Here is a 19,411-nt window from a genome sequence, read left to right as displayed (position 1 = left end):
CCTCTACGTACCCTTCGGGCGAGGGTGCATGACGCACCCTCGCCCGAAGATATCGAACTCGATCAGCTGCGAGGCTTCTCGACCAGCTCAGTGGTCTCGATCTCGTCGCCGATCTGGATGTCGTTGAACTTGCCGAGGCCGATACCGGCCTCGTAGTCCGTGCGAACCTCGGTGACGTCGTCCTTGAACCGACGCAGCGACTCGATGGCGAGGCCATCGGCGATCACCACACCGTCGCGGATGACGCGAGCCTTGGCGTTTCGCGTGATCGTTCCCGAGCGCACGATGACACCGGCGATGTTGCCGAACTTCGAGGAGCGGAACACCTCGCGGATCTCGGCGACACCCGACTGGACCTCTTCGTACTCCGGCTTGAGCATGCCCTTGAGCGAGCTCTCGATCTCGTCGATCGCGTTGTAGATCACCGAGTAGAACCGGATGTCCACACCTTCACGCTGTGCACGCTCGCGCGCCTTCGTGTCGGGACGGACGTTGAAGCCCACGATGATCGCGTTGTCGATCGTCGCGAGGTTGACGTCGGACTCCGTGATCGCACCGACACCGCGGTGGATGATGCGGAGCTGCACCGAGTCGTCGACCTCGATCTTGAGAAGCGACTCCTCGAGCGCCTCGACGGCACCGGAGACGTCACCCTTGATGATGAGGTTGAGCGACTCGACCTTGCCCTCTTCGAGAGCACGGGTGAAGTCCTCGAGCGAGATGCGCTTGCGGGCCTTGGCCAGCTGCGCGTTGCGCTCGACAGCTTCACGCTTCTCGGCGATCTGACGGGCCATGCGGTCTTCCTCAGTGACGATGAAGACGTCGCCGGCACGTGGCACGGAGTTCAGACCCTGCACCTGCACGGGACGCGACGGGTAGGCCTCGAGGACCTGCTCGCCGTTCTCATCCGCCATCGCACGCACACGGCCGTACGCCGTTCCGGCGACGATCGCGTCACCGACGCGCAGCGTTCCGGACTGGATGAGCACCGTAGCGACCGAACCGCGACCCTTGTCGAGCTTCGCCTCGATGGCGACACCGCGAGCGGCCTTGTTCGGGTTGGCGGTCAGGTCGAGGCCTGCATCGGCAGTGAGCAGCACCGCGTCCAGGAGCTCCTGGATTCCGGTGTTCGCACGGGCCGAGACATCGACGAACATGACGTCTCCGCCATACTCCTCTGCGACCAGGCCGTACTCGGTGAGCTGCTGGCGCACCTTGGCCGGGTTGGCGTCGGGCTTGTCGACCTTGTTCACCGCGACCACGATCGGCACGTTCGCCGCCTGGGCGTGGTTGAGCGCCTCGACCGTCTGCGGCATGATGCCGTCGTCGGCCGCGACCACGAGGATCGCGAGGTCGGTGACCTGCGCTCCACGAGCACGCATGGCCGTGAAGGCCTCGTGACCCGGGGTGTCGATGAAGGTGATGGCACGCTCGATGCCCTCGTGCTCCGTCCACACCTGGTACGCACCGATGTGCTGGGTGATGCCGCCGGCTTCACCCTCGATGACGTTGGTCTGACGGATGGCGTCGAGAAGGCGCGTCTTACCGTGGTCGACGTGACCCATGACGGTGACCACCGGAGGACGGATCTCGAGGTCGTCCTCGCTCTCCTCCTCGAGCTCCTGCTCGAGGTTGAGACCGAAGCCCTCGAGGAGCTCCTTGTCCTCGTCCTCGGGCGAGACCATCTGGATCTTGTATCCGAGCTCCGCACCCAGGACCTCGAACGTCGCCTCATCCAGCGACTCGGTGGCCGTGGCCATCTCGCCGAGGTTGAAGAGGATCGTCACGAGGGTTCCGGGCTGGACCGTGTAGCCGGTCAGCGTCTCGATCTTGTCGGCGAAGTCCGAGATCGACGCGCCGCGGCGCATACGGATGATCTCCCCGTTACCGCGGGTGACGTTGACGCCACCGACGACCGGGGCGCTCCGCATCTCGAATTCCTGCCGCTTCGCCCGCCGCGACTTGCGCTGCTTGCTCTTGCCGCCGCCCTTGCCGAAGGCACCTGCGGTACCTCCACCGGGACCGCGACCGCGACCTCCACCGCCACCGGGACGACCTGCGAAGCCTCCACCGGGACGAGCGCCGGGACCTGCACCGGGTCCACCGGCACCGCCGGGACGACCGGGTCCACCCGGACGCTGCTGGAACGGTGCGCCACCGGGACGACCGCCCTGACCGCCGCGCGGGGCGCCGGGACGGGGGGAACCGGGACGAGGTGCACCCGGACGCGGCGCGCCGGGACGCGGAGCCTGCGGACGCGGGATGTTGCCCGGCGTCGGGCGCTGGCCCATCCCCTGCGCGGAGGCGAAGGGGTTGTTGCCGGGTCGCGGTCCGTTGGGCCGCTGACCCATGCCCTGAGCGGACGAGAACGGGTTGTTGCCCGGGCGCGGGGCGCCGGGCTTGGGTGCGCCGCCGTCAGCGGGCTTGGAAGCTGCGCTGTCTGCGGACTGGGGAGCTGCCGGCGTGGCGGCAGCCGGAGCGGCGGCCTCGGCCGGAGCTTCGGGTGCCGGAGCGGCAGCAGACGCCTCGGGCGCGGGCGCGGGCTTGGGCCCGGGCTTGGGTCCGGGTGTCGGTGCACCAGCACCGGGCTTGGCTGCACCGGGCTTGGCTGCACCGGGCTTGGCTGCACCGGGCTTGGCGGCACCGGGCTTCGCTGCGGCGGGAGCCGCATCCGCGGAGCCCTTCAGCGAGGCGTCCGACTCGATGGCAGCGCGAAGCTTGCGCGCCACCGGCGGTTCGATGGTCGAAGAGGGGCTCTTGACGAACTCTCCGAGTTCCTTGAGCTTTGCAAGTGCGATCTTGCTGTCGACGCCGAGTTCGGCGGCGATCTCGTGTACGCGTGGTTTACCAGCCACAATTCTCCTGTCTGGGGTCGGTCCACCCAGACAGGGCAGACCACTAGTCGCGGACGGGTCTCATTTCGAGCCGTTCACTTTGTTTCCATAGCCGTTCAGCCTTTGTTTCTTGGTGGGTGCTGTTCGATGATCCGCGTGTCCAGATCGCTGGAGACGCGCAGTGCTCTTCCGAAAGCCCGGCGCCGCAGAGCGGCATCCACGCATTCCGGTGTCGGATGGACCCACGCGCCTCGCCCTGGCAGAACGGCGCGCTCATCGAGGATGAGGATGTCGTTCTGGGACACCACTCTGAGAAGAGCGGCGCGGGGAGCACGCGTGCGACAGCCGACGCACGTTCGTACGGGTTCCATCTTACACCTGTGTTCCCGTCCGACTCGCGCGGCGGGCGCGAGTCGGACGTGGCGAGCGGTCAGTCCAGGACGCTGTCCGGCTGGATGTCGATCTTCGCTCCGGTGAGCTTGGCAGCCAGTCGGGCGTTCTGCCCCTCCTTGCCGATCGCGAGCGAGAGCTGATAGTCGGGCACGAGTGCACGCACGGCCCTGGTGTTCGCGTCGAGGATGAACGAGCTCGTGACCTTGGCGGGAGAGAGGGCGTTCGCGACGAACGCGGCGAGCTCCGGGTCGTGATCGACGATGTCGATCTTCTCGCCGGCCAGCTCCTCGGTGACGGCACGAACGCGTCGGCCCATCTCGCCGATGCAGGCGCCCTTCGCGTTGATCGCCGGGTCGTTCGCACGGACGGCGATCTTGGTGCGGTGGCCGGCCTCACGAGCCAGCGAGACGATCTCCACGAGACCTGCGGCGATCTCGGGCACCTCGAGCGCGAACAGCTTGCGGACGAGACCGGGGTGCGTGCGCGAGACGGTGATCTGCGGTCCCTTGAGACCCTTCGCGACGCTGGTCACGTAGACGCGGAGGCGCGACCCGTGGGTGTACTCCTCGCCCGGCACCTGCTCCTCCGGAGGAAGGATCGCCTCGACGGCTCCGAGATCGACGTGGATCATGCGGGGATTCGGTCCCTGCTGGATCACGCCGGCGACGATGTCGCCTTCCTTGTCCTTGAAGTCTCCCAGCACGACATCATCCGCGATGTCCCGCAGGCGCTGGCTGATGACCTGCTTGGCGGCGAAGGCCGCGATACGTCCGAAGTCATTCGGCGTCGCGTCCTCTTCGCCGATGATCGCGCCCTCTTCGTCCTTGACGACCTGCAGCACGGCGACGTGCCCGGTGCGACGATCGAGTTCGACGCGGACCCCCTCGGGGGTGGCGCCGTCGTCCGAGACGTGCTTGGAGTAGGCGGTCAGGATGGCCTGTTCGATGATCGAGACCAGCTCATCGAAGGGGATCGCCTTCTCCTTCTCGATCCCACGCAGCAGACTCAGTTCGATATCCATGACGACTCCCTATTCAGCTCTCGTCGCGCGGGTGTTCACGCGCGACATCCGTACCACGATACCCTGTGCCCACCGCCCGATGCCACGGAGGCGGCCGCACCGACGCGGTGCCGAGCGCGCAGGAGGACTCAGTGACGACGTACGACACCATCGTGATCGGGGCAGGGATGTCGGGTGTGACGGCGGCCCGCATGCTCGACGACGCCGGAGCCGACGTCATCGTCCTCGAGGCGAGGGATCGCGTCGGGGGCAGGATGCACACCGACCGCGCTGCGGGTTTTCCCGTCGATCGCGGTGCGTCATGGGTCCACGGCATCGACGACTCCCCGCTGTGGGATCTCGTGCAGGCGCTCGGCATCCCCACCCTCGAGTACACCGTCGGCAGCTTCCAGGCCGGAGGCAGGCCGATCGAGAACTTCGACGGGGAGGGCAGGGCGATGGATCCTGCGAGCACTTCTCAGTGGGTCGCCGATGTCGAGCAAGCAGATCGACTGTTGGCAGAGGAGATCACCCGGTCCTCCCCCGGCGACACCTATCTGGATGTCACGGAGCGCGCGCTCGACCGCTCGGGCTTCGAGCCGGAGCGCATCGATGAGGTCCGCGAGTTCTTCCGTCACCGCGTCGAGGAGCAGTGCGGTGCATGGGTCGGGGACCTCGACGCGCACGGGCTCGACGAGGATGCGATCGACGGCGACGAGGTCATCTTCCCGCGCGGCTACGATGAGCTCCCGCGTCGGATCGCCGCCGGTCTCGACATCCGACTCGGTCACGTCGTCACCCGCATCGAGCGGACCGACCGGGGCGTCACCGTGTCGACCCGGAATGGAGAGTTCTCGGCCCGCAACGCGCTGGTGACCGTGCCGCTCGGCGTGCTCAAGGCGGAGTCGATCGAGTTCGCCCCTCCCCTGCCCGAGGCTGTCGCCGGACCGATCGCTCGACTGGGCATGGGCGTGTTCAACAAGGTGTTCATCCAGTTCCCGGAGCGCTTCTGGCGCGAGGACAGCTACGTTCTCCGAGCGCTCGGCGAGGCCGGTGAGCACTGGCACTCCTGGTACGACGTCTCGGCGGTCAGCGGGATCCCGACGTTGCTGACCTTCGCCGCCGGCCCGTTCGGCCGCCGGATGCAGGATCTGTCGGATGAGGAGGTCGTCGCGGACGTCGTGAGCGCCCTGCGGTTCCTCTACCCGGATGCCGTCGGCGACCCCACCGCGCACTGGATCACGCGATGGGGACAGGACGAGTTCTCGAACGGGTCGTACTCGCATCTCGCGGTCGGCTCGTCACACCACGACCACGACGAGCTCGCGGGGCCGGTCGACGCAGTGCTGCACTTCGCCGGTGAGGCGACATGGGGCGACGAGCCGGCGACCGTGGGGGCCGCGTACTACTCGGGGCACCGCGCCGCTGAGCGCATTCTCGGTCGGTCGATCGACCTGGCGGAATTCGCGGCAGGCATCACAGCGCGGGAGCGGACTCCAGCGAGTTGATCGCGCCGATCAGACGGAACAGGTTGCCGACCTGTCGCTGGTCGAGATGCAGGGAGAGACGAGGAAGGTGCAGCAGATCGTCGTCTGCGACCTCCGGCGACCGCGGAGCTGTCCGTTCGATCCGTCCGCTCGCCAGCATCCCGGCGAACCGGTCGTTGAGATCCTCGAGCTCTTCGTCCGTCGGCTCTCCACGCAGTCTCAGCACGAGCGAGTCCCCCACCCAGCGCAGCGAGTCGTAGTTGCGCCAGAACCCGGCGATCACGGCGGCTGCCGACTCGACGGAGTCGGTGATGACCACGCGATCGAAGTCGCCCTCCGAGATCACCCCTGTCGGCGCCAGGTCCTCGTCGATGAATCGCTTGAGGCCGTTCCAGAACGTGCCTCCCGGCTCGTCGAGCAGCACGATCGGCGTCGGCTCGGCCTTTCCGGTCTGTTGGAGGGTCAGCAGCTCGAACATCTCGTCGAGGGTGCCGAATCCGCCAGGGAGACAGATGAAGCCGCTGGACTCCTTGATGAGCATGAGTTTGCGGGTGAAGAAGTACTTCATCGCCACCACATGCTCGCTCGCCGCGATCAGGCTGTTGGCCTTCTCCTCGAACGGCAGCCTGATCGACACGCCGAGCGAGAGCGCGGGGCCGGCACCTTCAGCGGCAGCCTGCATGATTCCCGGTCCTGCTCCGGTCACCACCATCCATCCGTCCGCTGCGAGAGCAGCCGCGACATCACGCGCCTGGACGTAGAGCGGATCGTCGTGGAGGGTACGCGCCGAGCCGAACACCGTGACCTTCGGCACCCCTTCGAACGGTGCGAACAAGCGGAAGGCGTCCCGCATCTCGGCGAGGGCGGCGGAGGCGATCTTGAGATCGAGGCGGTTCGTGCCGTCCTCCCCCAGCAGGACCGCTGTGCGCATCATGCGCATCACGAGCCTGCGATCGGTCTTGACGCCTGCTTCGTCGAGGACGTTGTTGATCTCGGCGCTCAGCGACGCCGTCAGCGGTTCGTCGGTCATGCCCTCAGCCTGTCATGGGAGCGCGTCGGGCGGGCCGCCGCAACGCCGCCCTCACCACGCTCACGTCCCCGTGTCAACGCCCGTGCCAAGTCAGGTCTCCTGCGGCACAGTGGCTGCATGACAGAGATCACTGGACCGGAAGCACTGGCACGCGTCACCGAACTCGTCGAGGACATCGACTTCACGATGCTGACGACCACCGACGACGACGGCAACCTCGTGAGCAGGCCGATGTCGACCCGGCAGATGGACGACGCCGGCGACATCTGGTTCTTCACCGCCGAAGACACCGAGAAGGTCGAGGAGGCGCGCGCCCATCGACAGGTCGGCCTCTCGTACTGCGACGCGAAGGGCATGCGATACGTGTCGGTGGCCGGCAACGCGTCCGTGGTGCACGACCGCGCGAAGATGGAAGAGCTCTATTCGCCCTCGCTCGACATCTGGTTCGAGGACGGGCTGGACACTCCCGGCATCGCACTTCTCAAGGTGACGCCGACGGTGACCGAGTTCTGGGAGCCCTCCAAGGGCAAGATCGCGATGGCGGCCGGCGCGCTCAAGGCCCTCGTGACCAAGGACACGCCCGATGACGACATCATGAACCACGGCCGGATCGTCTGCTGACGTCCGCTCCGAACGACAGAATGCCGCGCACCCGGTGAGGTGCGCGGCATTTCTCTGTCGTCGAGGTCAGCGCTGGGTCAGCTGATCGACGGCGTCGGCGACGGACACCGCGCTGCGATCCCCCGTGCGCCGGTCCCACAGCTCGACCTGACCGTCCGCGGCCCCTCGGCCGACGATGACGATCTGCGGAACGCCAACGAGCTCGGCGTCTCCGAACTTGACTCCGGGCGAGACCTTCGGGCGGTCGTCGTAGAGCACGTCGAGACCGGCGGACTCGAGCTGAGCGGAGAGCTCAGCTGCCACGTCGAAGGCCACCTGGTCACGACCGGCAGCCACGACCTGCACATCGAAGGGCGCGACCGATGCCGGCCAGATGAGACCCTTCTCGTCGTTGTTCAACTCGGCGATGATCGCCAGGATGCGCGTCACGCCGATGCCGTACGACCCCATCGTGACCGTGACGAGCTTGCCGTTCTCGTTGAGCACCTTGAGTCCGAGCGCGTCCGCGTACTTGCGACCCAGCTGGAACACGTGACCGATCTCCATTCCGCGCGCGAGCTCGACCGGACCGGAGCCGTCAGGAGCCGGATCGCCCGCGCGGACGTCGGCGATCTCGACGATGCCGTCGGCGAAGAAGTCACGTCCGGCGACAACCGAATGCGCGTGCTTCTCGTCGAGGTTCGCACCGGTGATCCAGCTCGTGCCCTCGCTCACACGGGGGTCGACCAGGTAGCGGATGCCGGTAGCCGATTCCTCGCCGAGCACAGCTCCCGTGGGCGACCAGGGGCCGATGTAGCCCTTAACGAGCAGCGGATTCTTCTCGAAGTCGTCTGCCGTGGCGGTCTCGACCTCGGCGGGCGCGAACGCGACCTCGGCCCGCTTCTCGTCGACCTCGCGGTCGCCGGGGATGCCGACGACGACGAGTTCACGGGTGCCGTCGAGGTGCGTGAGCGCGAGCACGACGTTCTTGAGCGTGTCCGCAGCCGTGTAGTCGCCGTCGAGGTGCACGTTCGAGTGCGCGACGAGAGTCTCGATCGTGGGCGTGTTCGGCGAGTCGAAGATCACCGGTGCCGCATCCGCGTCGAACGCGATGGCGTCGGGAACGGCGGTCGTGAATGCCTCCACATTGGCGGCGTATCCGCCGGCGCTGCGGACGAACGTGTCCTCGCCGACGGGAGTCGGGTGCAGGAATTCCTCGCTCCGCGAACCGCCCATCGCTCCGGCATCCGCCTGGACGATGACGTACTCGAGACCCAGGCGCTGGAAGATGCGCTCGTAGGCATCGCGCTGAGCCTGGTAGCTGAGATCGAGACCCTCATCGGAGGAATCGAACGAATAGGCGTCCTTCATCGTGAACTCGCGTCCGCGAAGCAGTCCTGCCCGCGGACGCGCCTCATCGCGGTACTTGTCCTGGATCTGGTAGAGCGTGAGGGGAAGATCCTTGTACGACGAGTACAGGTCCTTCACGAGCAGCGTGAAGGCCTCTTCGTGCGTCGGCGCGAGCAGGTAGTCGCCGCCCTTGCGGTCCTGGAGACGGAACAGCAGGTCGCCGTACTCGTCCCAGCGTCCGGTCGCCTCATACGACTCGCGGGGCATGAGAGCCGGGAAGTGCACCTCCTGTGCGCCTGCCGCGGCCATCTCCTCGCGGACGACGGTCTCGATCTTGGCCTTCACGCGGAGACCCAGCGGGAGCCACGCGAAGATACCGGCAGCCTGCGGCCGGATGTACCCGGCGCGGATCAGCAGCTTGTGGCTCGCGACCTCTGCGCCTGCAGGGTCTTCACGGAGCGTGCGGAGGAAGAATTTCGAAAGACGAGTGACCACCGGGCAAGTCTACTGACCGGTGGTCGCTCGTTTTCGCGATGCGTCAGTTGAGCGCGGGCAGGCCGTTCGGGATCACGCCGCCCGCGTAGAGGCTTGCCGCAAGATCCTGGACCGCGGTCAAGGCGACCCGCTGAGGGAGCGGGCCGTAGGAGATGCGGGCCACACCGAGCTTCTCGTACTCCGAGGCGGCGAGGGTGCCGGGGAGCCCGATGACGCTGAGCTTGCCCTCGCCGAGCCCCTCCACGAGCTGACGCGTGATGTTGGCGTCGAGCATGCCCGGAACGAAGACAGCCGTGGCGCCGGCGTCGAGGAACGCCCGGCCGCGCTGGATCGCATCGGCGATGCTCTCGGCGACAGGACGGTGGCCGGCGCGCACGAAAGCGTCGGTACGAGCGTTCAGAGCGAACGGAACACCCTCGGCCTCGGCGGCCTTGACGATGGCCTCGACGGCCGCGACCGACTCGTCGAACGGCTTCAGACGGTCTTCGACGTTGGCACCCACCACGCCGGCGCCGATCGCGAGTCGCGTGGTCTCTCCTGCGTCGCCGTATCCGTCGTCGAGGTCGGCGGTCACCGGAACGGAGACGGATGCGGCGATGCGGCCGACCATGTCGATCATGATGTCGCGGGTGATGGTGCCGTCCTCGAAGCCGAACGAGGCGGCGATGCCGTGTCCGGCCGTCGCGATCGCCTTCGTCTCGGGAAGCTTGGCGACGGCGCGGGCGGACACGACGTCCCACACGTTCACGACGCGGAGGATCTCCGGAGCTTCGTAGAGTCCGATCAGGGTCTGGGCTTTCGCAGCAGTGGTCATGCCCCCACGCTAACGCCCAGTATTCCGGTCGGGGCCGGACGGACACGCGAATCTCAGGTTCCGGGTGGTGCGCATCGCTACGGCTGACGGCTCGACCCCTCGGCTCCCGCGGTGCTGCCCCGACGGCACCGGCTCGCGAAAGCGAAGGATCTAGTGTGGGGTCATGCCTCAGCGCCGATCCCACGTTGCTCCGTCAGCCGCGCAGACCGAGCTCGCCGTCGCGCTCGCCACCCTGCGGGAATCTCTGGGCGCCCCCACGGACTTCCCTGCGGCGGTCCTGGCGGAGGCTGCAGCCTCGGATGCTGCCACCCCAGAGCTCGATCTGCGCGACATCCCGTTCGCCACCCTGGATCCGCTCGGGTCGCGCGACCTCGACCAGGCCTTCCACCTCGAGCGCCGGGAATCCGGCTACACCGTCCGCTACGCGATCGCCGATGTACCCGCTTTCGTGCGACCGGGCGGCGCTGTCGACGCGGAAGCCCGCCGGCGAGGTCAGACCCTGTATGCAGCGGACGGCACGATCCCGTTGCATCCGAAGGTGTTGAGCGAGGATCGTGCGTCGCTGCTGGCCGATGTGGATCGCCCCGCGCTCGTCTGGACCTTCGCGTTGGATTCCGCGGGAGTCGTCGAGGAGTTCCGGCTCGAGCGAGCGCTGATCCGCTCGCGCGCCCAGCTCGACTACGCCAGCACGCAGGCGGCACTCGATCAGGGCGAGGCGGGTCCCGCCGAGCTTCTGCCGGAGATCGGCGCGCTCCGCATCGCGCAGGAGAAGCTGCGGGGCGGTGCGAGCCTGAACCTGCCGGACGAAGAGGTCGTGCGGGGCGTCGACGGAACCTTCGCCATCGAACGCCGGCATCCGCTTCCTGTCGAGGAATGGAATGCTCAGCTGTCGCTCATGACGGGCATGGCAGCCGCGTCGCTCATGATCGACGCAGGCATCGGGATCCTGCGGACGATGCCCCAGCCCGATGAGAAGTCGTTCGAGGCGTTCCGCCACCAGACCGAGGCCCTCGGCCGGCCGTGGACGACCGGCAGGTATGGTGACTACCTCCGCGAGCTGGACCGCGAAGACCCCATGACCCTCCCGATCCTCGAAGCTGCGGCGTCCCTGTTCCGCGGAGCGGGGTATGTGACCTTCGACGGCCCGGTACCGCCCGACACGGAACAGGCGGCGATCGCCGCCCCCTACGCTCATGCCACCGCACCATTGCGGCGTCTCGTCGACCGCTGGTCGCTCACTGTCTGCCTCGCCGCATCCGAGGGTCGCGAGGTTCCGGGCTGGGTGCGCGAGTCCCTCGCCGAGCTTCCTGCACTGATGCAGGAGTCCGGCCAGCGTGCCTCCCGACTCGATTCCGCGACGATCAACTGCGTCGAGGCTGCGCTGATGACACCGCTGGTCGGCGCATCCGTCGACGCGACCGTCATCGAGATGCGCGGTGAGCGCGCGACCGTCCAGATCGCCGATCCCGCCGTGACGGCCTCCGCCCCTGTGCCGCCCGACACCGTCCCCGGCGCGATCGTGTGCCTCCGTGTCGAGCGGGTGGACGTCACCCGAGGTGAGATCGAGTTCGCCGTCTGACTCTCTCGGAACACACGCGGAGGGACGCTACGCTGGCGGCGTGGACCACCTCGCCATCGCTGAACGATTCGTCGACGCTCACTATCCCGGGGCAGACGTCGCGGTAGTGGCGGGGAGCACCGCGCGCGGAGAGCGGACGCCATCGAGCGACATCGATCTGCTGCTTCTCGGCGACCGCCTCTTCGCGGTCGAGGAGCAGACGAGCGAGGCCTCGACGCACGAGTTCGAGGGCGAGATCTTCGAGGTCTTCGCATACACCCCAGCGGGATTCGACGAGTGGGCCGACCGCGGCGTCGCACAGCATCGACCGGTGACGGTGCACATGCTCGTCGAAGGCATCGCGATCCGAGACGACGGTCGCCTCTCCGCGCTGCGCGCTCGATGGCGGAGCGTGCTCGACGACGGCCCCTCCCTGAGCGCGAAGGAGTCCGCCTTTCGCCGATACGTCATCACCGATGTGCTCGACGATCTCAGGGATGCGACGGATGCGCTGGAGCAGCAGGTCGAGGCCGCCATCCTGTTCGAGAGGATGGCGGAGCTCATGCTGTTGAGCGAAGGACGCTGGACGGCGACGGGCAAGTGGCTTCCGCGACGGCTTCGGAGCCTCAGTCGCGAGCGTGCCGACCTCCTGAGCACCCCTCTGCTCGCGCGGGACTACGCCGCCTTCGCCGCCCGGGTCGAGGACGAGCTCATCCGCGCGGGCGGCCGGGTGCAGAGCGGCTTCGTGCGCTGAGCGGGGCTCAGGATGCGGGCACGGCCCGCGTCGTCATGACCAGCAGCTGCGGATCGGTCAGGTCGAGTGTCACTGAGATCGAGACGAACTCGGCGAGGGACGCCACGTGCGTGCCGCCGCAGAGGATCTCGGCCGTGCCCTCCGGCAGGTCGCAGTGCCAAGTACGGCGGTCCACGATCGTCGGGCCTTCGGTCACCACCCTGCTCGATGCGCCGGAGGCCACCCATTCGGCCAGCTGAGCGTTGATCGCCGCCTCGCGCTCAGCGAGCGTCGTCGCGAAGGTCTCCGTGTCGAAGCCTGCCCGGCGCAGGCTCTTTCCCAGTCGGTATTCGTCCACAGCACCGTCGACGTGGATGCGGCTGGACTGATTGGCCTTCCCCTCGAAGTTCGGGTTGCCCAGAGCATCCTCGCCCGGGTCCTTCCGCCAGAGGTCGGCGAGAGCCAGGTCGAGCGCCAACGACGCGAGGTGGCAGGCCGTATGTCCGCGGCTGAGACCAGCCCGCCGGGACGAATCGACCGCCAGCTCGACACGTGCGCCCTCGACCAGCCAGGACGGGGCCTCCCCCTCCAGCGGATGACCGACGAGCCATGTCCATCCCTCGGCGCCGCGCTTCACCGGGATGTCGGATGCCACGGCGAACTCGCCCTCGTCGGAGACCGCTGCCATCACAGCCTCGGAGACGCGAACACTCGAACCGTCCTGCGCGATCTCGCCGCTGTCTCCCGGCTGATCGGGCCAGGTGTGGTCGACGGGGTGGAAGGGCGTCGCGTCGACGACGACGACGACACCTGCGGGAGTCGACTCGACCCGTGCGACGGTGCTCGAACCCGAGACGTCGCCACCGGCGAAGGACACGACAGTTGACGAGGGCATGGAGCTCCTTGAGGTGTGCTGGATGGTCGCCGTCCCCCGCCGACAGGACCCGCTTTCGAGTCCGAGCGAGGGAACGCTCCGCGGTCAGACCGTGACGACCTGCGCGGTGCCGAGAGGCGCTTCCGGCCCCATGTCGGCCGCGATGCGGTTCGCCTCTTCGATGAGCGTCGCGACGATGTCGGCCTCCGGCACGGTCTTGATGACCTCGCCCTTGACGAAGATCTGTCCCTTGCCGTTGCCCGAGGCGACCCCGAGGTCAGCCTCCCGCGCCTCGCCGGGACCGTTCACGACGCATCCCATGACGGCGACGCGCAGCGGCACCGTCATGTCTTTGAGACCCTCGGTCACGTTCTCGGCGAGCGTGTACACGTCGACCTGCGCGCGCCCGCACGAGGGGCACGAGACGATCTCGAGCTTGCGCTCTCGCAGGTTCAGCGACTGCAGGATCTGGTGACCGACCTTGACCTCCTCGGCCGGCGGTGCGGACAGTGAGACGCGGATGGTGTCTCCGATGCCCTCACCGAGCAGGATGCCGAACGCCGTGGCGCTCTTGATCGTACCCTGGAACGCCGGACCGGCCTCAGTCACACCGAGGTGCAGCGGCCAGTCGCCCCGCTCGGCGAGCAGGCGGTAGGCCTTCACCATGACGATCGGGTCGTTGTGCTTGACCGAGATCTTGAAATCGTGGAAGTCGTGCTCCTCGAACAGCGACGCCTCCCAGACGGCACTCTCGACGAGGGCCTCAGCCGTCGCCTTGCCGTACTTGGTGAGGATGCGCCGGTCGAGCGACCCGGCATTGACACCGATCCGCAGAGAGACACCCGCGGCCTTGGCCGCCTCCGCGATCTTGCCGACGTTGCCGTCGAACTCCCGGATGTTCCCGGGGTTCACACGCACGGCGCCGCATCCCGCATCGATGGCGGTGTAGATGTAGCGCGGCTGGAAGTGGATGTCGGCGATCACCGGGATCTGGCTCTTCATGGCGATGATCTTCAACGCGTCGGCGTCGTCCTGATGAGGGACGGCGACACGGACGATCTCGCATCCGGACGCGGTCAGCTCGGCGATCTGCTGGAGCGTCGCGTTGATGTCCGTCGTCTTCGTCGTCGTCATGGACTGCACGGTGACGGGAGCGTCACCACCCACGAGCACCTTGCCCACCTTGATCTGGCGAGACTTGCGGCGCGGGGCGAGGACTTCGGGGATCTTCGGCATCCCAAGATTCACTGCTGGCACAACCCCCAGCCTACGCCGCCTGAATGCACACAGGCTGGATGTCGCCCGGCTCGGATGCGCGTCATACGACCGGGAACGCGGCGTTCGGTGTGATAGTTTTCAGCCCATGCTCGCGAACTTCACCTGGTGGCCCGCCTCTTAGGCGGTGTGTTCGCGTTCCCACGAATCCAGACCGCCTCCGGGGCGGTCTTTTCGTTGAGCCGAGCCGGAGCCACGCACAGGAGACACCGATGACCCTCTCACGTCTTGCCGAGCTCACCGCAGATCCCACGGCCTCGTTCGTGCTGATCGCCCGCGACGGCGCCGACACCGTCGAGCTGCTCACAGGCGAGGTCGTCGACGTCGACCTGCTCGCCGACATCCCGCTCACGATCGAGGGCACCCCCCGCGAGATCTTCGCCATGGTGCCGTACCGCCAGGTGCGCGAGCGCGGGTTCGTCGCCCAGGACGACGGCGCGCCGCTGCGATGCATCGTGGTCGACGAGCATCTGCATCTCCCGGCTTCCGAACTGGTCGCCGAACTCCCTTCCGCCCCTGTCCCCCTTCGTGACGGCGGCTTCGACATCGCCGACGACGACTACGCCCAGATCGTCGAGACCGTGATCGCCGACGAGATCGGACGGGGCGAGGGCGCGAACTTCGTGATCCGCCGCGACTTCACCGCAGAGATCGACGTCGACGACCGAGCCGCGGCCCTCACCTGGTTCCGCGCCCTGCTCACGCACGAACGCGGCGCCTACTGGACCTTCGCGGTCGTCACGCCCGGACACATCGCCGTCGGCGCGAGCCCCGAGGCGCATGTCGTCGCGCGAGGCGGCGTCGTCACCATGAACCCGATCTCGGGCACCTTCCGCCACCCGGCCGGCGGAGCGACTCGGGACACCCTGGTGGACTTCCTCTCGTCGACCAAGGAGACCGAGGAGCTCTTCATGGTCGTGGACGAGGAGCTCAAGATGATGAGCGCCGTCTGCTCCGACGGTGGGCGCATCACCGGCCCGCATCTGAAGGAGATGTCCCGCCTCACGCACACGGAGTACATGCTCCGCGGGCGCAGCACGCTCGACCCGCGGGACATCCTGCGCGAGACGATGTTCGCGCCGACGGTGACGGGCTCGCCGATGCAGAACGCATGCGCGGTGATCCGCCGGCACGAGAAGAAGCCCCGCGGATACTACTCGGGTGTCGCCGCACTGTTCACTCCGAACGTCGACGGCGGTCACGACCTCGACGCCCCGATCCTCATCCGAACCGTGTACCTGCAGAACGGGTCGCTCAGCGTCCCGGTGGGTGCGACCCTGGTTCGGCACTCGGATCCCCACGGCGAGGTGTCGGAGACGCATGGCAAGGCCGCTGGGGTGCTCGGCGCGATCGGAGCGATCGACCGAGACCGCGTCGCCGAAGCCCGCGACGACGCGGACGCCCCGGGTCGGCCGCAGACGCTTGCCGACGACCCCGCGGTCTCGGAGCTCCTCTCGTCCCGCAATGCGCGGCTCGCGGACTTCTGGTTGAATCCGCAGGGCGACGACCTGAGCGGTCCTTTCGCCGGGCGATCGGCGATCGTCGTCGATGCAGAGGATCGTTTCACCACGATGCTGGCGCATCAGCTGCGCCACCTGGGACTCGACGTCGCGATCCGCGCCTGGAGCGACGCCGACGACGCGGAGCTCGATGCAGCCGACCTCGTTGTCGCGGGTCCGGGGCCCGGCGATCCCCGTGACGTCGAGAGCGACCGCATCACTCGACTGCGTGAGGTCGTGTCCCGACGTGTCGACGCCGAGGCGCCACTGCTCGCGGTGTGCCTGAGCCACCAGATCCTCAGTGATCGCTTCGGCATCGAACTGACACCCCTCGCGGCGCCGCACCAGGGGCTGCAGAAGGCGGTGCCCGTGTTCGGCGAGAACGCCTCGATCGGCTTCTACAACACCTTCACCGCCAGGGTTGCTCCGGGCACGACGTCGATCGGCTCGGTCGAGGTGTCGGCAGACCCGGAATCAGGCGACGTCTATGCGCTTCGCGGCGACCGCTTCGCGTCGGTGCAGGGGCACCTGGAATCGATCCTGTCCCGCGACGGCATCCGCACTCTCGAGCGCCTGGTCACGCACGCGCTCAGCTGATCCTCGACCGGGCGCAGTCCGGTGGATCGGCCGCACCGGCCGCTCAACCTCCGAAGAGCTTCACGGGGTTGAACACGTCGGCGAGGAGCAGCACGGCCCCCATCGCGATGAGAAGCGTGGCGACGACGACCGTGAGCGGCACGAGCCTGGTCGCGTCGACGGGCGCGGGCGGCGGACGGCGGAACAGCTTCGCCCAGGCGCGCCTTATGCCGTCCCACAGGGCGACCACGACATGACCGCCGTCGAGCGGCAGCAGCGGAATCAGGTTGAACACGAACAGGGCCACGTTCAGGGAGCCGAGAAGTCCGAGAAGCACGGAGAACCGATTGAGGACCGGCGCATCGGTCGCTGCGACCTCACCGGCGATGCGTCCGACCCCGACGACGCTCAAGGGTCCATTCGGGTCCCGCTCCGAACCGGTGACCAGTGAGACGCCCACGTCCCAGATCCGAACGGGAAGGGTGACGATCATCGACCCCACGCGGGCGACGGTGTCCGCGGCCATCTGGGGGCCGGCGGAGAGCGGCTGCGGCACGAAGCCCATCTGAGCGGCCATACCCACGTAGCCGACCTCTCGCACGACGGGTTGCCCGTCGTCGTCGAGGACGGGCTGCCCACTCGCATCCGTGATGGTGCGCTCAGCTTCGATAGGCGTGATGCTCAGCGTCTCCTCGGCACCGTCCCGCAGCACCACCATTTCCAGGGTCTCGCCCGGCGCCGCCTGCACGATGGCGGTCGCCTGAGCGAACGTCGACACCGGCTGCCCGTCCACGGACACGAGGACGTCGCCCGGGAGGATCCCGGCTTCTGCCGCGGGCGTGGCCGGATCGTCCGGCGTGCATTCGGTCGCCGATGAGCCGGCGGGGAGCACGCACTCGTTCACCGAAGCGATCGTCGTGGTTCCCTGCTGGACGCCGATCCCGGAGACGAGGACGGTGAAGATCACGACCGCGAGGATCAGATTCATCAGCGGACCGCCGAGCATCACGATGACGCGCTTCCACACGGGAAGCCGGTAGAAGACGCGGTCCTCAGCGCCCTCGGCGATCGTCTCGTCATTCGCCGTCCGTGCGTCCTGGACGAGAGCGCTGAACACGCCCTTCGCAGGCCCCGATGCGGCGGAAGCCGGGTACATCCCCGACATCGAGATGAACCCACCGAGCGGCAGCAGCTTGAACCCGTACTCGGTCTCGCCGATTCGCTTGGACCAGATCCTCGGACCGAAGCCGATCATGTACTGGCCGACGCGCACGCCGAACAGCTTGGCCGGCAGGAGATGTCCGACCTCATGCAGACCGATCGACAGACCGAGGCCGATCAGCATGAACACGATGCCGGCCAGATAGAGCAGTGCTTCCACTCCCCCAAGCTAGTGCTCGACGCCTAGGAATACGCCCCGAGAGCTGCACGGGGCGACCGCCTCGCACGGTTAGGCTTGTCCCGTGACCTCCCGCCAGCTGCGACTTCTGCGCGCAGCGACGGCATCCGGTGCTGCGACTCTCGTCGCCGCCGCATCGCACACCACCGCCGGCGGGGCCGCGCCGCATCCGCTCCTCGTGGTCGCCGTGGCGATCCTCCTGGTCCCGCTCGCCGCGCTGCTCATCGGCGTAGGGATGTCTCGCGCGCGGATCGCTCTGACGGTGCTGATCAGCCAGGGGCTCTTCCACCTGGTGTTCCAGCTGCTCGGCACGCCGACCGGAACGGCGGCACCGGCGGGACATCAGCACCACCTCGATCTCGCAGCTCTGGGCCCGGTGGTCGCGACGACCGCCCCCGACTCTCTCATGCTCATCGGCCACGTCGTCGCGGCGATCCTCACCACTGCGCTGCTGTGCCACGGCGAATCGTCGGTGCGGGCCATCGCCGGATGGGTGCGGGCTCGCCTTCGTCACGCGGTCGCCGTGTTCCGGCCTCTGTCCGAGCCCCCCGCGCTCCCCGTACTCTCGATCCGGCTGCCGGATCAGGACCTTCTCGCTGCGTCGGTCTCCCGCCGCGGGCCTCCTGCACTCGTCTGATCTCGCATCGCCTCCCCGAGGCGTTTCCCCTTCCCGCGGACGACGCGCACACCGACGCGCCCGCAGATCAGCACACAGGAGTACCACCATGCGTTCCACCAACACCCGCACCACCCGTCGCAACGTCACCGCAGGCCTCATCGGGGGTGCGATCCTCGCACTCGCGATCCCGGCCATGGCCAGCGCACACGTCAGCGTCAGCCCCGACGAGCTGACTGCAGGAGACCACGGTGTTCTGACCTTCTCGTTCGCGCACGGCTGCGAGAACTCTCCGACCACCTCGCTGAAGGTCACGATGCCGGAGGGGCTCGCGTCGGTCGCGCCCACCATGGACAGCGACTGGACGATCGACGTAGAGAAGGGCGACGACGGGCTCGTCAGCGCCGTGACGTACACCGCCGTCGCACCGGTGCCCAACGAGCTGCGCGGAGCGGTCAGCATGGCGGTCGGCCTCGACGAGAACACACCCGCTTCCCTCGCTTTCCCCGTGATCCAGACCTGCGTCGAAGGCAGCACCGAATGGACACAGCTCGCGGAGGACGGCGAGGACCCGCACAGCCTCGACGCGCCCGCTCCCGTGGTCGAGGTGACCGCGGCCGCTGCCGGCGGGCACGGCGAGCATGACTCTGCCGAAGATGCGGGAGATGCAGACTCTGCCGTTGCGGACGCGGCCGACGATGCGGGATCCGCGAATGCGGTCGGCACGGCGCTGGGCGCAGGCGGCCTCGTCGCCGGCATCGCCGCGCTCGTGGTCTCGGTACTGGCGTACCGCCGCGCGGCGTGACGCGCCGGCACGTCTCCCCGATCGCATGCGGCCGGGGAGACGTGCCGCACCCGGTCATCGCGCCGCGGGCGTG

The 19,411-nt window shown here is 67.9% G+C and carries 16 protein-coding genes; 7 read left to right on the top strand and 9 right to left on the bottom strand.

What is annotated here, in order from left to right:
* Nucleotides 1-62: 62 nt before the first annotated feature.
* The 3 genes from infB to nusA form a co-directional block, all read right to left on the bottom strand.
* The gene (gene infB / locus ASE34_RS08060; protein ID WP_056278440.1) at nt 63-2,855 is read right to left on the bottom strand and encodes a translation initiation factor IF-2; all 2,793 of its coding nucleotides are present in this window, start codon (nt 2,853-2,855) and stop codon (nt 63-65) included.
* Between the two features lie 95 nt (nt 2,856-2,950).
* Nucleotides 2,951-3,205: a YlxR family protein gene (locus ASE34_RS17530; protein ID WP_072591126.1), complete on the bottom strand. Its 255-nt coding sequence runs from the start codon at nt 3,203-3,205 to the stop codon at nt 2,951-2,953.
* Nucleotides 3,206-3,264: 59 nt separating this feature from the next.
* The gene (gene nusA, locus ASE34_RS08055; protein WP_053095786.1) at nt 3,265-4,248 is read right to left on the bottom strand and encodes a transcription termination factor NusA; all 984 of its coding nucleotides are present in this window, start codon (nt 4,246-4,248) and stop codon (nt 3,265-3,267) included.
* A 131-nt stretch (nt 4,249-4,379) separates the two neighbouring features.
* Here nusA and ASE34_RS08050 point away from each other — a divergent pair, with 131 nt between their 5' ends.
* Nucleotides 4,380-5,735 (top strand): flavin monoamine oxidase family protein, encoded by a 1,356-nt coding sequence (locus ASE34_RS08050; RefSeq protein WP_082586622.1) that lies wholly within the window; start codon nt 4,380-4,382, stop codon nt 5,733-5,735.
* On the opposite strand, the gene ASE34_RS08045 is transcribed toward ASE34_RS08050, so the two are convergent.
* Nucleotides 5,704-6,744 (bottom strand): TIGR00730 family Rossman fold protein, encoded by a 1,041-nt coding sequence (locus ASE34_RS08045; protein ID WP_053095785.1) that lies wholly within the window; start codon nt 6,742-6,744, stop codon nt 5,704-5,706. The two genes, ASE34_RS08050 and ASE34_RS08045, sit on opposite strands and share 32 nt — an antisense overlap.
* A gap of 117 nt (nt 6,745-6,861) precedes the next feature.
* On the opposite strand from ASE34_RS08045, the gene ASE34_RS08040 reads away from it, so the two are divergent.
* Nucleotides 6,862-7,365 carry a pyridoxamine 5'-phosphate oxidase family protein gene (locus ASE34_RS08040; protein WP_053095784.1) on the top strand — a complete coding sequence of 168 codons (504 nt, stop codon included), beginning with the start codon at nt 6,862-6,864 and terminating at the stop codon, nt 7,363-7,365.
* A gap of 66 nt (nt 7,366-7,431) precedes the next feature.
* Here the strand turns inward: ASE34_RS08040 and ASE34_RS08035 are convergent, their stop codons facing one another.
* Together ASE34_RS08035 and ASE34_RS08030 are read right to left on the bottom strand one after the other, a co-directional pair.
* Complete coding sequence (locus ASE34_RS08035) at nt 7,432-9,189, bottom strand: proline--tRNA ligase (RefSeq protein ID WP_056278438.1); 1,758 nt, start codon at nt 9,187-9,189, stop codon at nt 7,432-7,434.
* A gap of 43 nt (nt 9,190-9,232) precedes the next feature.
* On the bottom strand, nt 9,233-10,003 hold the full coding sequence (locus ASE34_RS08030; protein WP_053095782.1) for an isocitrate lyase/PEP mutase family protein: 771 nt from the start codon (nt 10,001-10,003) through the stop codon (nt 9,233-9,235).
* A gap of 163 nt (nt 10,004-10,166) precedes the next feature.
* Between ASE34_RS08030 and ASE34_RS08025 the strand changes: the two genes are divergently transcribed.
* Nucleotides 10,167-11,582, top strand: coding sequence for an RNB domain-containing ribonuclease (locus ASE34_RS08025; RefSeq protein ID WP_056278434.1), 1,416 nt, complete (start codon nt 10,167-10,169; stop codon nt 11,580-11,582).
* A 40-nt stretch (nt 11,583-11,622) separates the two neighbouring features.
* The gene (locus tag ASE34_RS08020; RefSeq protein ID WP_056278433.1) at nt 11,623-12,315 is read left to right on the top strand and encodes a nucleotidyltransferase domain-containing protein; all 693 of its coding nucleotides are present in this window, start codon (nt 11,623-11,625) and stop codon (nt 12,313-12,315) included.
* 7 nt (nt 12,316-12,322) lie between these two features.
* Here ASE34_RS08020 and ASE34_RS08015 read toward each other — a convergent pair whose 3' ends face one another.
* Both ASE34_RS08015 and ispG read right to left on the bottom strand, forming a co-directional pair.
* On the bottom strand, nt 12,323-13,189 hold the full coding sequence (locus ASE34_RS08015) for a hypothetical protein (RefSeq protein ID WP_056278430.1): 867 nt from the start codon (nt 13,187-13,189) through the stop codon (nt 12,323-12,325).
* A gap of 84 nt (nt 13,190-13,273) precedes the next feature.
* Nucleotides 13,274-14,425 carry a flavodoxin-dependent (E)-4-hydroxy-3-methylbut-2-enyl-diphosphate synthase gene (ispG, locus tag ASE34_RS08010; RefSeq protein WP_187249498.1) on the bottom strand — a complete coding sequence of 384 codons (1,152 nt, stop codon included), beginning with the start codon at nt 14,423-14,425 and terminating at the stop codon, nt 13,274-13,276.
* 230 nt (nt 14,426-14,655) lie between these two features.
* On the opposite strand from ispG, the gene ASE34_RS08005 reads away from it, so the two are divergent.
* Nucleotides 14,656-16,539: a chorismate-binding protein gene (locus ASE34_RS08005; protein WP_056278425.1), complete on the top strand. Its 1,884-nt coding sequence runs from the start codon at nt 14,656-14,658 to the stop codon at nt 16,537-16,539.
* A gap of 43 nt (nt 16,540-16,582) precedes the next feature.
* Here ASE34_RS08005 and ASE34_RS08000 read toward each other — a convergent pair whose 3' ends face one another.
* Complete coding sequence (locus ASE34_RS08000; RefSeq protein WP_150115054.1) at nt 16,583-17,899, bottom strand: M50 family metallopeptidase; 1,317 nt, start codon at nt 17,897-17,899, stop codon at nt 16,583-16,585.
* An 82-nt stretch (nt 17,900-17,981) separates the two neighbouring features.
* On the opposite strand from ASE34_RS08000, the gene ASE34_RS07995 reads away from it, so the two are divergent.
* Together ASE34_RS07995 and ASE34_RS07990 are read left to right on the top strand one after the other, a co-directional pair.
* A complete protein-coding gene (locus ASE34_RS07995; RefSeq protein WP_056278422.1) occupies nt 17,982-18,554 on the top strand; it encodes a hypothetical protein in 573 nt (190 codons plus the stop codon).
* A gap of 88 nt (nt 18,555-18,642) precedes the next feature.
* Nucleotides 18,643-19,338, top strand: a complete 696-nt coding sequence (locus tag ASE34_RS07990) for a YcnI family protein (protein WP_056278419.1) — start codon at nt 18,643-18,645, stop codon at nt 19,336-19,338.
* Nucleotides 19,339-19,411: the final 73 nt, after the last annotated feature.

It is taken from the genome of Microbacterium sp. Root280D1, from assembly GCF_001428975.1.
GTDB lineage: Bacteria > Actinomycetota > Actinomycetes > Actinomycetales > Microbacteriaceae > Microbacterium.
The sequence above is the reverse complement of the archived record's forward strand: the minus strand, read 5'-3'. Positions and strand labels throughout refer to the sequence as shown.